General features: G+C 61.7%; 12 protein-coding genes and 2 pseudogenes. 7 read left to right on the plus strand and 7 right to left on the minus strand.

Features of this window, described 5'->3' with window-relative positions; translation table 11 throughout:
• Positions 1–157 precede the first annotated feature (157 nt).
• On the minus strand, positions 158–868 hold the full coding sequence (gene nanR, locus BSG08_RS09895; RefSeq protein WP_093035888.1) for a transcriptional regulator NanR: 711 nt from the start codon (positions 866–868) through the stop codon (positions 158–160).
• Between the two features lie 256 nt (positions 869–1,124).
• Here nanR and ilvD point away from each other — a divergent pair, with 256 nt between their 5' ends.
• From ilvD to BSG08_RS09920, 5 genes are all read left to right on the plus strand, one after another.
• Positions 1,125–2,816 carry a dihydroxy-acid dehydratase gene (ilvD, locus tag BSG08_RS09900; RefSeq protein WP_093035891.1) on the plus strand — a complete coding sequence of 564 codons (1,692 nt, stop codon included), beginning with the start codon at positions 1,125–1,127 and terminating at the stop codon, positions 2,814–2,816.
• 330 nt (positions 2,817–3,146) lie between these two features.
• Positions 3,147–4,445, plus strand: coding sequence for a ribulose-bisphosphate carboxylase large subunit family protein (locus BSG08_RS09905; protein WP_093035894.1), 1,299 nt, complete (start codon positions 3,147–3,149; stop codon positions 4,443–4,445).
• On the plus strand, positions 4,442–5,785 hold the full coding sequence (locus tag BSG08_RS09910; protein WP_093035898.1) for a four-carbon acid sugar kinase family protein: 1,344 nt from the start codon (positions 4,442–4,444) through the stop codon (positions 5,783–5,785). The genes BSG08_RS09905 and BSG08_RS09910 overlap by 4 nt, the downstream gene beginning before the upstream one ends.
• Positions 5,786–5,826: 41 nt before the next feature.
• Positions 5,827–6,654, plus strand: coding sequence for a phosphogluconate dehydrogenase C-terminal domain-containing protein (locus BSG08_RS09915; RefSeq protein WP_093035901.1), 828 nt, complete (start codon positions 5,827–5,829; stop codon positions 6,652–6,654).
• Between the two features lie 299 nt (positions 6,655–6,953).
• Entirely contained in the window at positions 6,954–7,268 is a 315-nt protein-coding gene (locus tag BSG08_RS09920; protein WP_139274555.1) for a hypothetical protein, read from the plus strand.
• A gap of 445 nt (positions 7,269–7,713) precedes the next feature.
• On the opposite strand, the gene BSG08_RS19815 is transcribed toward BSG08_RS09920, so the two are convergent.
• From BSG08_RS19815 to BSG08_RS19670, 3 genes and pseudogenes are all read right to left on the minus strand, one after another.
• The gene (locus BSG08_RS19815) at positions 7,714–8,022 is read right to left on the minus strand and encodes an aldehyde dehydrogenase family protein (RefSeq protein WP_281248271.1); all 309 of its coding nucleotides are present in this window, start codon (positions 8,020–8,022) and stop codon (positions 7,714–7,716) included.
• Positions 8,022–8,623, minus strand: a pseudogene (locus tag BSG08_RS19905) (aldehyde dehydrogenase family protein). The gene BSG08_RS19815 and the pseudogene BSG08_RS19905 overlap by 1 nt, the downstream one beginning before the upstream one ends.
• Before the next feature lie 119 nt (positions 8,624–8,742).
• Positions 8,743–9,078, minus strand: a complete 336-nt coding sequence (locus BSG08_RS19670; protein WP_245770654.1) for a hypothetical protein — start codon at positions 9,076–9,078, stop codon at positions 8,743–8,745.
• A gap of 60 nt (positions 9,079–9,138) precedes the next feature.
• On the opposite strand from BSG08_RS19670, the gene BSG08_RS09930 reads away from it, so the two are divergent.
• Positions 9,139–10,152 carry a 2-hydroxyacid dehydrogenase gene (locus tag BSG08_RS09930; protein WP_217649886.1) on the plus strand — a complete coding sequence of 338 codons (1,014 nt, stop codon included), beginning with the start codon at positions 9,139–9,141 and terminating at the stop codon, positions 10,150–10,152.
• A gap of 69 nt (positions 10,153–10,221) precedes the next feature.
• Here the strand turns inward: BSG08_RS09930 and BSG08_RS19825 are convergent.
• The 3 genes and pseudogenes from BSG08_RS19825 to BSG08_RS09945 all read right to left on the minus strand — a co-directional run.
• A pseudogene (locus BSG08_RS19825) lies at positions 10,222–10,668 on the minus strand (FadR/GntR family transcriptional regulator); the annotation flags it as partial.
• A gap of 106 nt (positions 10,669–10,774) precedes the next feature.
• Positions 10,775–11,032, minus strand: coding sequence for a GntR family transcriptional regulator (locus tag BSG08_RS09940; RefSeq protein WP_093035910.1), 258 nt, complete (start codon positions 11,030–11,032; stop codon positions 10,775–10,777).
• Positions 11,033–11,214: 182 nt separating this feature from the next.
• Complete coding sequence (locus BSG08_RS09945; RefSeq protein WP_093035913.1) at positions 11,215–11,682, minus strand: Lrp/AsnC family transcriptional regulator; 468 nt, start codon at positions 11,680–11,682, stop codon at positions 11,215–11,217.
• A 121-nt stretch (positions 11,683–11,803) separates the two neighbouring features.
• On the opposite strand from BSG08_RS09945, the gene BSG08_RS09950 reads away from it, so the two are divergent.
• Positions 11,804–14,200, plus strand: a complete 2,397-nt coding sequence (locus BSG08_RS09950) for a 1-deoxy-D-xylulose-5-phosphate synthase N-terminal domain-containing protein (protein ID WP_093035916.1) — start codon at positions 11,804–11,806, stop codon at positions 14,198–14,200.
• The last annotated feature ends 37 nt before the right edge of the window (positions 14,201–14,237 follow it).

Genomic DNA, 14,237 nt, shown 5'->3' on the forward strand with positions numbered 1-14,237 from the left:
TATCTATATCTGGCGCGGTATTTGCCGTTGTCCGGCAGTACGCTGCCGCCTGCAATGCCAAGTGGATCGACAGAGGACCACACACTCGAATCGACATTATTTCCAGAATTCAGAGGCCACCGCACCGCCGCTTCTTGGCCAGTCAACGCTGATCAAGTCAGTCGGTAGAGGCGATTTGATAGCGTTGATTCGCACGTGCAAGGTGATTTGCCATTGCTCTGGCGGCCCCGTCGGCGTCCCGCGCCGCGATCAGATTATATATCTCTTCGTGCTCGGCGATGATCATATCTTCTTGCCCAGGGTTCCAGACCAGATCGGAATGGAAGGTCCGAAGCCATTCGAGCATCGCCTGCGATACCGCAAAAAAGATCGGGTTCCCCGAGAGCTTGGCAATGGTGCGGTGGAACTCCATGTCAGCTTCATGAAAGCGCTGCTGGTCATCCATATCGGCGCGGTTTTCCTCCAGAGCCGCCTTGAGACGTTTCAGGCCTTCCTCATCAACCGTTTCGATGACGGTCCGGACCATGTTGACCTCAAAGAAAGCGCGTGCGTTCTTGAGGTGTTCCAGCAAATCCTCGTCACTATTCAGCAGATGCATTGCCGATTCAGATATCTGCGAAATGATGGTTGACGCGGTTACCGGCAACACTTTCGCGCCTTCGCCGTGAACAATTGCGATAAACCCCATGCGTTCCATCGCCTGCAAGGCTTCGCGCACAGCAGGGCGCCCCACCGAAAAGAATTCCATCAATTCACGCTCTGACGGCAAGGTGGACCCAACAGGAAACTCCCCTTCGCGCATCCGCTCAAGCATGCGATCCAGAACTTCATGCGCCAATTTTCTACGTCTGATGGGCTCTGCCTTCATTTAACCTGTGTCCTTGAATTCATATGTTACGCCCCCGCACCGTTCGATGGCTTCACACTGCGAAATTGCGTCTTGCCTCACAAGCGCGAAATCAGTGCTTCTTCGAATCAGTCTCGCCACCCTTAGCACAGCCATTTTCTAACCGGATTTAATGGCAGGCTGATTGCAAAGGCAAGTTGACAGGAGTCATCCGGTAATGTCATATCGAGATTATACCATCATATAAGGTAACGCAACGAAATTCGGAGATTTGGATATGCCCGACCCAAGACATAACAGCAGGCGGCTTCTGGACGGGCCCGACCGCGCCCCGGCGCGTGCGATGATGAAGGGGGCCGGGTTCACCGACGAGGATCTGCGGAAACCGCAGATCGGCGTGGCCCATTGTTGGATCGGCACAATGCCGTGCAATGCGAACCACCGGGACCTGGCACAGAAGGTAATGGCCGGCATCCGCGCCTCGGGGGGGACGCCTGTCGAGATCAACACGATCGCCATCAATGACGCCATCCCGACCGGGACAGAGGGCATGCGCGCCTCTCTGATAAGCCGCGAGGTCATCGCGGACTCCGTCGAGCTTGTCGCCCGCGGACATCTGCTGGACGGGCTGGTCACGATATCGGGGTGCGACAAGACAATCCCCGCAATGACCATGGTTCTGGGACGGCTGAACATCCCCGGCGTCATGCTCTATGGCGGATCCATCATGTTTGGACGCTGCAATCGTCGCACAGGCGAATTCGGCCGACGCAACCTGACCATTCAGGATGTGTTCGAGGCGGTTGGCGCCTATAACGCCGGCCATATCGATGCCGAAGAATTCAAGGATGTCGAGGATCACGCCTGCCCTGGCGCCGGGGCCTGCGGTGGCCAGTTCACGGCCAATACGATGGCAGGCGCCTACGAAATGTTGGGCATGTCCCCTCTGAACTGGAACGGCATTCCGGCGGTAGACACGCACAAGGCCGACGCGGCGGAGGCCTGCGGCGCGCTGGTCATGGACCTGCTGAACCGAGACGTCCGCCCGCGCGACATCGTGACTCGGCAAAGTTTTGAGAATGCCATCTGCGGCGTCATGGCTACCGGCGGCTCCACCAATGCCGTACTGCACTTGCTGGCGACCGCCAAGGAATACGACGTCCGGTTGACCATCGACGATTTCGACGCGATATCACGCAAGACCCCGGTGATCGCCGACCTGAAACCCTGGGGCACCTATACCGCCCCCGAGATGTTCGAAGCCGGCGGCATGGCGGTCGTTGGCAAGCGACTGAAACAAGCCGGGCTGCTGCACGGGGCTGCAATGACCGTCACTGGCAAAACCATCGGCGAAGCCATCGACGCCATAGCGGAGCCCGACGGTCAGCAGGTCATCAGATCGCTCGACCAAGCGATCAAGCCCGAAGGTGGCATCGCGATTCTGCGCGGCAACATTGCCCCCGGCGGATGCGTCATCAAGCTGTCCGGACAGAAACGGAACAACCATACAGGCCCTGCCCGCGTCTTCGAAAAGGGTGAGGATGCCTTCGATGCCGTCAAGGCGGGGGCTATCAAACCCGGTGACGTGGTAGTGATCCGCAATGCCGGCCCCAAGGGCGCACCGGGGATGCCCGAGATGCTGCATGTGACGGCGGCTCTGCAGGGGGCAGGACTCGGCGCGTCGGTTGTTCTGATCACCGACGGGCGGTTTTCCGGCGCGACACATGGCTTCATGATCGGCCATGTGGTGCCCGAAGCGGCAGAGGGCGGACCGATTGCGGCCCTGCACGACGGCGATATGATCTCGATAGACGTGGCGAAACGCCTGCTGGATGTGGACCTAAACGCGGACGAACTGCGGTCTCGGCTGGCGGGCTGGGTCTCGCCGACGACCGACGCGCGCCGGGGTGTCTTTGCAAAATATGCAAAAATGGTGTCCAGCGCCTCGGAGGGTGCTACGACCAGTTAACGCCGCGAACCGGGCACCGCCAGCGGGTTGCCGATGTTGCCGATGTTCGGCTACCCGCAAGCTCATGCGATGTGGCATCGGATCACGCCGGAACAGGACTTTACTGCGATCGCCGCCGGCCTGCGCGGCGATGGCGACAGCGCAGGCCTTGCCGGTCCAGGTCGTCGGGCATGATCACTGCAGGCGTTGCGCTTACCGGATGACACACGACCATCTGGATGAAGTGAGCGCACCCGCCCCACAAACCGGAAATTTTTGCGAAACGAGTTGTCCGGGATTGACTCTGCACATCAAGTGATGTAATCATTATATAAGCTATGACAATATATTATGGCTGACCGCGCCATCAAACCGCCCGGAGAGTCCTACGTGAGAGACAGTATTTATGCGACCTATTGGCTCGAGACAGCCTTTCCACTGGCCGACGCCGCTGCAGCGATGGCAGGCGAGCAGTCGTCAGGAACGTTCCTGCCAGTGCCCGGCGAAAGCGAAGCACTGAAGGCCCGCTCAGCCGCCGTGGTCGAACGTATCAACGAACTCAACACCGTTTCGCAGCCGTCCCTTCCCGGAGCGGCTGTGCCCAAAGGCGAGCCTCCGGTCTGGCGGCAGGCCGAAGTGGTTCTGTCTTGGCCGATTGCCAATATGGGCGCGTCGCTGCCCAATTTGCTGGCTACGATTGCCGGCAATCTGTTCGAACTGCGCCAGTTCTCGGGCTTGCGCCTGCTGGACATCACCCTGCCAGAACCTTTTACCCGCGTCTATCCTGGTCCGGCCTTTGGCATCGGCGGCACCAGAGTGCTGGCCGGCGTCAAGGACCGGCCACTGATCGGCACGATCATCAAGCCGTCCGTCGGGCTTGGCCCGGAAGAGACCGCCGCCACGGTCCGCCAGTTGATCGACGGCGGCATCGATTTCATCAAGGACGATGAATTGCAAGCAGACGGTCCGCATTGCCCGTTCGACGACCGGGTGCGCGCCGTCATGCGCGAAATCAACAACCATGCCGACCGCACCGGGCGCAAGGTGATGTATGCCTTCAACCTGACCGGCGAGGTCGACGAGATGTGGCGGCGCCACGACCTGTTGCTGGAAACCGGCGCCACCTGCGCTATGGTCAGCTTGCATAGCGTCGGCTTGTCCGGCTTTACCGCGCTGCGCCGCCATGCGCAGATGCCGATCCACGCCCACCGTAACGGCTGGGGCTTGTTTGCTCGATCGCCGCATTTCGGCATAAGCTATGTCGCTTGGCAAAAGCTCTGGCGGCTGGCGGGTGCCGACCACATGCATGTTAACGGACTGGGGAACAAGTTCTGCGAAACGGATGATAGTGTCATCACTTCGGCGAGGGCCTGCCTGATACCACTGGCAGAGGACAAACCCTGCCTTGTGATGCCGGTCTTTTCATCGGGCCAGACCGCGTGGCAGGCATCAGCGACTTATGAGGCGCTGGGCAGTACCGATCTGATATATTGCTGCGGCGGCGGCATTATCGGCCATCCCGACGGGATCGAAGCCGGCGTTCACAGCGTCCGCGATGCATGGGCAGCGGCTATTGCAGGTGCGCCGCTAGAAGACTACGCAAAGACCCGGCCGGAACTGGCTAGAGCTTTGGAAGCCTTCGGACAATGACAAACGACCTGCTTATAGCCTATTATGGCGACGACTTCACCGGCTCCACCGACGTCATGGAATCGCTGTCCATGAACGGGGTGCAAACCGTGCTATTCTTGGACCTGCCCACGGCCGAACAGCTGGCCCGGTTCCCCAGTGCCCGCGCTGTCGGCATCGCTGGAATGAGCCGCGCCATGTCGCCCGGTTGGATGTCCAAGAACCTGCCGCCAGTTTACGACGCGCTAAAGGCGCTGGGCGCACCTGTCTGCCATTACAAGGTCTGCTCGACCTTCGACAGTTCGCCCGAAACCGGAAGCATCGGCCGCGCCATCGAGATCGGCCGTGAGTGTTTCGGTACCCCTACCGTACCCGTTGTCGTAGGCGCACCCGCGCTGCGGCGGTATCAGGTTTTCGGCAACCTGTTTGCCAGCGTCAGTGACGCGACCTTTCGCATCGATCGGCACCCGACCATGAGCCGTCACCCTGTCACGCCGATGACCGAGGGCGACCTGCGCTGCCATCTGGCCGCCCAGACCGACCTTGATGTCGAGTTGATGGACATTCTTGCCTTGTGGGATGACAGCTATCGCGAACGCCACGCCGATGTGATGCGCCGCGACCCGGATATCCTGTTCTATGATGTCATGGATCAGCGCAGCCTGCGCCGCAGCGGAGAGCTGATCTGGAACGCAGCCGGGGGTCGCAGCCTTTTCTGCGCCGGATCGTCCGGGTTGGAATACGCGCTGGTCGCCCATTGGCGCGCGCAGGGCCTCGTGCCCGCGGCAGAGGATCTGCCCGCGCCCGGTTTCGACCCCGTGGAGCGGATGTTCGTTATTTCCGGCAGTTGTTCGCCGGTCACTGGCGGACAGATTGGCGCCGCGCTGAATGCAGGTTACCTCGGCTGTACAATCGACCCAGCGAACATACTGAACCCGGACACACGATCCGACGTCATTGAAACTGTCACTAACGCCTGTGTCGCCGGTCTGGCCGAGGGCAGGAATGTCGTCGCCTATTCCGCGATCGGTGCGCCGGACGCGAAGGCCCGCGCGCTGTATGAACGCAATCCCGAAGCTTTCACCCGCGAGCTCAGCCAGGCCCAAGGCACGATCTTTCGCGATACGTTGCACCGTTCGGGGCTGACGCGCGCGGTGGTGGCCGGCGGCGACACCTCTGGCGGAATTACCGGCGGGCTCGGTCTGTTCGCGCTGACCGCACTAGCCCCGATCACGCCGGGCGCGCCGCTGTGCCGGGCCCATGCTGAAAATCCGAAATTCGACGGACTCGAAATCGTGCTCAAGGGTGGACAGATGGGCGACAAGGACTTCTTCGAACACGTGCGAAAGGGGACGAAGTGACCCCCCGCAAGGCACTCAATCTTCAGTAAAGGACATCAACGATGACAAAAATTGCCCTTATCGGCGCCGGAGGCAAAATGGGATACCGGCTGACAAAAAATCTCAAGGACTCGGAATTCGAGGCGTCGCACGTCGAAGTCAACGAAGCCGCTGCAAAACGGATCGAGACCGATTTCGGCGTTCGTTGCGTAGATATAGATACCGCGCTCAGCACCGCCGAGGCCGTCATCCTCGCGGTTCCCGACGTGGCGATCGGCAAGGTTGCGGCCAGCATCAACGACAAGCTGCGCCCCGGAACGATGGTCATCGTTCTGGACGCGGCCGCCCCGTTTGCCGGACACCTGCCCGAACGCGACGACCTGACCTATTTCGTGACACACCCCTGTCACCCTTCGGTTTTCAACCACGAGGCCACTGCCGAGGCGCAAAGCGACTATTTCGGCGGTCTGTCCGCCAGGCAGGGTATTGTTTGCGCCCTGATGCAGGGCCCCGAAGATGCTTGGGAACTCGGCGAAAAGATCGCCCGGACGATCTATGCGCCGGTGCACAGTTCCTACCGCGTGACCGTCGAGCAGATGGCCATGCTGGAACCGGCGCTGTCGGAAACCGTGTGTGGCACCCTGCTGACAATCCTGCGCGAGGCGATGGATGAATGCGTGGCGCGCGGTGTGCCGAAAGAGGCGGCCCGGGAATTCGTGCTCGGCCACGCCAATATCATGCTGGCGGTCCTGTTCGAGGAGATCCCCGGCCAATTCTCGGACGCCTGCAATAAGGCCATCGAAAACGGCCGGCCGATCCTCATCAACTCAGACTGGAAATCGGTTTTCGAGCCCGCGGCCGTTCTTGAAAGCATCCGGCGCATCACCTGAACACGAGGGCTGCGGCTGCGGCGGTCGTCGCGGCCCCCCCCCGCCCCGCGCATACCGTCAGCCATCGCTGTTACCCGCCTCGAGCAGGATTTTCCCGCCCGATTTCCGGCCCAGTATCGTCCGGTGCGCATATAGGCGTCGAACGGATTGACGCCGGCGGCTGCAACGTCGATGAGAACCTGCCCGGGGCCAGACGCCGGATCAGTGATCGTTTCCGCGCAGAGCAACTCCGGCCAGCCGAACGACCGCGCCATTATGACCTGCACTTCGATTCTCCCATGCTGTCCGGCCCGTGCTTCATGCCGCCGCCAGAGCTGACGATCAGGTCTGGAATTCCACTGGCACCGAAAGGTTGGGGACCCCACGCCCAATCCGGCGGTCTGCGGCACCCTGCCGTCCGAAACCGGCAGCAGATCGCCGATGATCCGTTCGCGCCGGCGATCGGATTCCAGCGTGCCGTCGTCGTCGACCAAAGCCAGCAGGTGCAGCGAGGCCAGACCACCGTCGAACACATGCGAGCAATAGCGAAATCCGGTCGCCGCCGTGTGCCGGGCGACGCCGGAGAATCCGGTCACGCCGCCTCATTTCGTGATGTCGGGTTGGATGATCTGTAACAGGCCGTCATCGATCCAGCGTCTGAACTGTTCGGCGTGCGAGGTCTCGCCACCGACGAACCCAATCGACGAGACGTCGCGCAGCGCGCCAATCCTCCACCGGTCTATCCACTCAGATCGGCTCTTCGAGCTACCTGATGTTGTAGGCGCGGGTGCCCCTCGACGAAGGCGCGGGCGGCATCGGGGGTCAAGCGCGATGGCCGATGCACCGATTTTTCCGGCCACCGCGCGGGCGTTGGCCTCATTCAGGTCGAGGATAGTGATGCTGGCGCCCTCCTCGGCAAAGCGCTCGACGATATCGAAGCCGAAGCCCTACGCCCCGCCGATCACGATGGTTTTCGCGGTTGAGAACTCGTACTGCCCCTAAAATTCCTTTTCACGCCCGTGGCCGGATTTCTTCACGCCGCCGAAGGGTAGTTAGATGCCGCCAGCCGCGCCCTAGCCGTTAACGAACACCTGACCGCAACGCCTGGCGCGCGCCAGGCGCATGGAGCGCTCGGAATCCGCCGTCCAGATGCCTGCCCCAACTCGTAGTCAGTGCCGTTAACCAGGCTATGGCTTCGGTCTGGTCGTCGAAGGGCATCACAGTCAACACCGGGCCGAAAATCTCTTCGCGCCCGATCCGGCTGTCGCACGGTGCGGGACCGAAGGCCGCCGACTTGACATAGAAGCCGCCCGTGGGGGTATCCGTGGCTATTTTCCTTCCTGCGATCAGAGAAATGCCCGCGGCGCGGGCCTGCTGTTTCGTGGTCACTATCGGGCCGAGGTCGCGGTCTGTGAAAAACAGTCCTGTATCGCCTCGGCGACCGTATCGCAAATCGGCCGATGCACCAGCACCCGGCTGCTGGCGGAGCAGGTCTGGCCGCAGTTCTGGATGATCGCCTTGATCAGAACCGGCAGCGCCACGTCCAGGTCCGCGTCGGGAAACAGGATCTGGGCGATTTGCCGCCGAGTTCCAGCGCGCACCCGATATGGTTCTGCGCTGCAGCAGTCTGGATGATGGTGCCGACCTCGGGGCTGCCGGTGAAGGAGGAGAAGTCGATCCCCGGATGCTAGCCCAGCGCCACCCCGGCCTCGGCTCCCGTCCCGGCCACCACGCTGATGACGTCCGTGGGGGGCCAGCGCGGCGATCCGGTGCAGGGTCAGGTCGACGTCCTCGGAGGTCTGACCACGCAGGCGTTGCCGCAAGCCAGCGACGCCTCGACCGAGCGACTGAAAATCTGGCTGGGATAGCTCCATGGAATGATATGCCCGACAAGACCATGCCGTTCACGCACGATCGCCACCGTGTAGCGGTCGAGTAAAGGGATGATCTCGTCATGCAGCTCGTCCGCGGCTGAGCTGTAGAATTCCATATAGCGTGCCGTCGCAACGATATCGGCGCGGCCCTAACTGACCGGCTTGCCCGTGTCGCGTGATGCGAGCGCGCCCAGTTTGTCGGCCCGCGCAATGATGTCCTCTCCCAGCTTCATCATCAGCCGGCCGCGCTCGGAGGTGGTGAACCGACCCCAGACAGCGTCGAAGGTAGTACGTGTGCCTGCACGGCCATATCGACATCCGCCTGACCGGAACGCGGAGTTTTAGCGAATATCGACCCATCCGAGGGGCAGATGACGTCAATCGTCCGCCCGCCTTGGGCAGCCACTGATTTTCCGCCGATCAGGCTTTCATAACTTTGGCTCGCTGTTTGCAAAGGAACCAGTTTGGCTTCACCCATCCGTTGCTTCCGGTATCTGACAGATGCCTCCGTTGTGCCATGAATAACATGGTAGTAATGTTTGTTGATAAGTAAAAAGATGACTCTAGCCATCTTGGGCACGGATCCGGCACGTCTTGCGCCGGACCGCGGGTGGTCAGCAGGGACGCAACAATGATGCAACGGACAGACATAAAAGGGCCGGAGGAGCCTGCCGCAGGCACCGGCCGCCGCATTCTGCTGACCCGGCAGATGCCCGAACCGGTGATGCAGCGAATTCGTGACGAGATGCAGGCTTGGATCAATCCCGAAGACCGTCAGCTAAGCCCTGCGGAACTGCAGGTCGCCGTCGCCGAGCATCGGCCCAACGCGCTGATGGTGATGGCGACGGATCAGATCGACGCCGGCTTCATCGCCGCCATGCCCAGCTCGGTCCGCGCCATAGCCACTCTGTCGGTCGGTCATGAACATATCGACATTGAGGCCGTTCGGGCGCATGGCCTCGCCCTGCTGCACACGCCGGATATCCACAGTAACGCCGTGTCGGAAATGGCGATCCTGCTGATGCTCTGCGCCGCCCGCCGCGCGCAGGAGGGCGAACGGATGATCTACGAGGATCGCTGGCCGGGCTGGTCGCCTACGCAGCTGCTGGGCCGCGACCTGACCGGCGCTCGACTGGGCATAATCGGCATGGGGCGGATTGGCCGGATCATCGCTCATCGAGCCCGCGCGGGATTCGATATGCGGATTCATTATCACAACCGGTCGCGCTTGCCGCACGACCTCGAACAGGGTGCCACCTATCATGGAACTGCGGAGGACCTGCTGGCGGTGTCAGATTTCCTGATCCTGTCGGCGCCATCTTCGCCGCAAACCCGTGGATTCCTCAACGCCCGCACGATTGCGCACCTGCCCGAGGGCGCGGTGGTGGTGAATGTCGCCCGCGGCGACCTGATCGATGACGACGCCTTGATCGCGGCCCTGCGCAGCGGCCGGATCGCCGCCGCCGGGCTGGACGTGTTCAACGGCGAGCCGAACATCCATCCGGCGTACCGAACCCTGCCCAACGTCTTTCTGCAACCGCATCAGGGCAGCTCATCCATGGAAACCCGTGTGCGAATGGGCCATGTACTGCTCGATTCCGTAGAGGCTTTCTGGCGCGGAGAGCGCCTGAACCGCCTGATCTGACCAAAGCCCACTCTTAGCAAGCGGAACCGAGATGTACGATTATCTGGAGCCAAAGCGGCTTTTCTAACTTTAAGGCAAAGTGGCGTTAATCACCGGCGCGGCCGGGGGCATCGCATCTGACGTTACGGGCGCCTTTGCCGCCGCCGGCGCGAAACTGTTGCTGGTCGACCGGGACGAGAGCATCCGCGCACGCGCCTGGTACAGGTGATCAGCCATCAGCGCGCGCACCTTATCGGCATCCCGATCCGCGATTGCCTGATACATGTCCATGTGTTCCATCCGGACCTTCTGCGCCCTTTCGAGGTGGTCGTAGCGGACGAGGTAACGCGCCAAGTTGACCGCGTTGTCGATGTCATATTCGACGACCGAGATTGCCTCGGCGAACCGGTGGTTGCCCGAGGCCATAGCTACCGCGTGATGGAACTTGAAATCGAGGTGCCATCCGAACTTGCTTTTCTTCACGGCGTATTTCTCGAATTCGTCGACCGCGGATTTTATCTCCAGCAGATCGGCATCGCTGCGCCGCGAAACCGGCGCTTTCCGGCTCGATCATCTGGCGGAATTCCGGACTCATCAGGATCTCACGCATCCGATTGTCCGAAAAAGCCTCTCCCACCGCGACTTAGCACCGGCGCTTGACGGAGGATCCCGAACCGCGGCGCGACCCGATCAGATCGTCCTCGCGCAACCGCTCCAGCGCCTGGCACGCCACGGGCCGTGAAATGCCGGACAACGACGTCAACTCGTTTTCCGAGGACAACGGATTGCCCTCTGCAAAGGCGCCGGTGGTGATCTGGTGGAACAGAGAGGCATAGGTTCGATGGGCATAGCTGGTTCGGCTCACCGCCGCCGAGGCGCGCGTTCTTGCATAACCAGCCATGTCCTTGGGTGCGGCCCTTTGTATTGAGCATCGGCCATTCCTTTTATCAGGATAATTTGTAAAAATAATTTACACGAATCTACTTTCCCGACCCAAAATCAACTGTCGCCCGTCATTTTGCTCGCGGACCCGCCGTTGGTTACGCGAAGGTCGCGGTCCTGTATCGCAGGGTCCGGCAAGCGTCAGGGCGACCGGGACATGCCATACTTGACACGGCGCAGCGGGATCGAGCTTTCGATGGATGCCACGCCGGGGGTCTTGGTGAATTTTCCGACCAGGAAACGCTCGAATTCCGCCAGACCCTCGGTGGCGATGCGCAGCAGATAGTCCCGGTTCCCGGTCATCAGCCAACAATCCACCACCTCGGGATAGCCGGCGATGGCCGTCTCGAACGCCGCCAGCGCATCGTCCACCTGCTTGTCGAGCTTGACCGAGACGAAAACGGAAAAGCCGTAACCAAGAGTGGCCTCGTCGATCAGCGCGCTGTAACCGGTGATGACGCCGGTGTCTTCCAGCCGCCTCAGGCGGCGCGCTACCGGCGAAGCGCTCAGCCCGACTCTGTCCGCGATGTCGTTGATTGTTGCGCGCCCGTCCGCCTGAAGCGCGCGGAGGATTGCGGCGTCAATTCCGTCGATTGTGATATTTTTCACCTTATAATTCCGATATCATAATGTTTTAGGCTAATATTATTGGTTTATTGGGGAGAAATAAACGAAAAACGCGCCTCGACATGCCGTATGCTCTCAAAAAGCACAAACAGAGACTCAGGTCATGACCGGAAAAACTGAAAGCCAGCTCAAGATCATAGAACAGCGGCTGCTGTGGCTGTCGCATTGGATGGTTCACAATGCGAACCACATCCGACCCAAGGAGGAAGGCATCAAGATCGGCGGCCACCAAGCGTCTTCGGCCTCAATGGTGTCGATCATGACGGCGCTGTATTTCTCGGCCCTGCGGCCCGAGGACCGGGTCGCGGTCAAGCCGCATGCCGCGCCGGTGTTCCACGCGATGCAATACCTGATGGGTAACCAGACGCGCGAGAAGCTGGAGAAGTTCCGCAGCTATGGCGGCGCGCAGAGTTACCCGAGCCGCACTAAGGACTCTGACGACGTGGATTTTTCCACTGGGTCGGTCGGACTCGGGGTCGCGATCACATCTTTCGCCTCGCTGGTGCAGGATTACATCACCGCGAAACCTTGGGGCGCAGATGCACCGCAGGGCCGGATGGTCGCGCTGGTCGGTGATGCCGAGCTTGACGAGGGCAATATCTACGAGGCGCTGCAGGAGGGCTGGAAGAACGATCTGCGCAACTGCTGGTGGATCATCGACTATAACCGGCAGTCGCTGGACGGCATCGTGCGCGAGGGGCTGTTCGGGCGCATCGAAAAGATTTTCGAGGCATTCGGCTGGGACGTGGTGCGGGTGAAATACGGCGGCCTGCAGCGCGTCGCCTTCAAGGAACCGGGCGGAGACAAGCTTCGCGAATGGATCGACGCCTGTCCGAACCAGGAATATTCGGCGCTAACCTTCATGGGCGGCGCGGTATGGCGCAAACGGCTGATGGACGACCTTGGCGATCAGGGCGACGTCAGCGCGCTGATCGACCGGCGCAACGACGCCGAACTGGCGGAGCTGATGGAAAACCTCGGCGGCAACTGCGTCGAGACGATGGCGGATGTGTTCGCTTCGATCGATCACGACCGCCCGGTCTGTTTCCTGGCCTATACGATCAAGGGCTGGGGCACGCCAATCGCCGGACACAAGGACAACCACGGTGGGCTGATGACCAAGAAGCAAATGGCGGACTGGCAACAGCGGATGGGCATTCCCGAGGGCCAGGAGTGGGACCCGTTCGCCGCAGTCGAGGATCGCGCCTCGCTTCAGGGCTACCTCGACGCGGTGCCGTTTTTCGCCAAGGGGCGGCGGCGTTACAGCGACGCCACCCTGCCAGTTCCAGCGATCGATAGCGCCGGCGGCAAGCCGGACAAGGAAACCTCGACTCAGATGGCCTTCGGCAAGATCCTTGATCAACTGGCCAGGGGCGACAGCCCGCTGGCGGACCGCATCCTGACGACCTCGCCGGATGTGACTGGCACCACCAACTTGGGCCCCTGGGTCAACCGGCGCAAGCTGTTTGCCCGCGCCGAACAGGCCGACACCTTCATTGAGAACAAGATCCCCTCGACCGCGAAATGGGAATTCCGTCCCGAGGGTCAGCATCTGGAACTGGGCATCGCCGAGATGAACCTGTTTCTGCTTCTGGGCGCGGCCGGCCTGTCGCATTCGCTGTTCGGCAAGCGGATCATCCCGATCGGCACGGTCTACGACCCCTTCGTTGCGCGCGGGCTGGATGCCCTGAACTACGCCTGTTACCAGGACGCTCGATTCATGATAATCGGCACGCCTTCCGGCGTCACGCTCGCGCCCGAGGGTGGCGCGCACCAGTCCATCGGCTCGCCGCTGATTGGCATGAGTCAGGACGGCCTCGCGGCGTTCGAGCCGGCCTTCGCCGACGAACTGGCGGTGATCATGGAATGGGCCTTCGACTACTTGCAGCGCACCGGCGGCAGCGACCTCGACGAACGCACCTGGCTGCGGGACGAGACCGGCGGCTCGGTTTATCTGCGGCTCACGACCAATCCGATCGAACAGCCGGCGCGGCGGGCCGATGACGATTTCCGCCAGGGCACGATCGACGGCGCCTACTGGCTGCGTCCGCCCGGCCCGAATTGCGAGCTGGTCATCGCCTATCAGGGCGCGGTCGCGCCCGAGGCGATCATGGCCGCCGGCCTGATCGGCGAAGAGCGACGTGATGTAGGGGTTCTGGCGATCACCTCGGCCGATCGTCTGAACGCGGGCTGGACTGCGGCGCAGCGGGCGCGGGTGCGCGGCAGTCACGGCGCCCAGTCGCATGTCGAACGCCTGCTACAGGACCTGCCCGCGCATTGCCGCATCGTCACGGTGATCGACGGTCACCCGGCCACCCTGTCCTGGCTGGGCAGCGTGCGCGGCCACCAGACGATCCCGCTTGGGGTCGAGCATTTCGGCCAGACCGGTACCATCGGCGACCTATACCGCCACTTCGGGATAGATTGCGACAGCATCGTGTCGCGCATCAGGGCCTTGACCGGCGGACGGCAGGGCACCCTGCGCGTAGTCGGCGGCTGAGCCGCCGTCGCCCTCCCCTCTTGCCACCGTACAGACT

This window comes from Roseovarius azorensis, from assembly GCF_900109455.1.
GTDB lineage: Bacteria > Pseudomonadota > Alphaproteobacteria > Rhodobacterales > Rhodobacteraceae > Roseovarius > Roseovarius azorensis.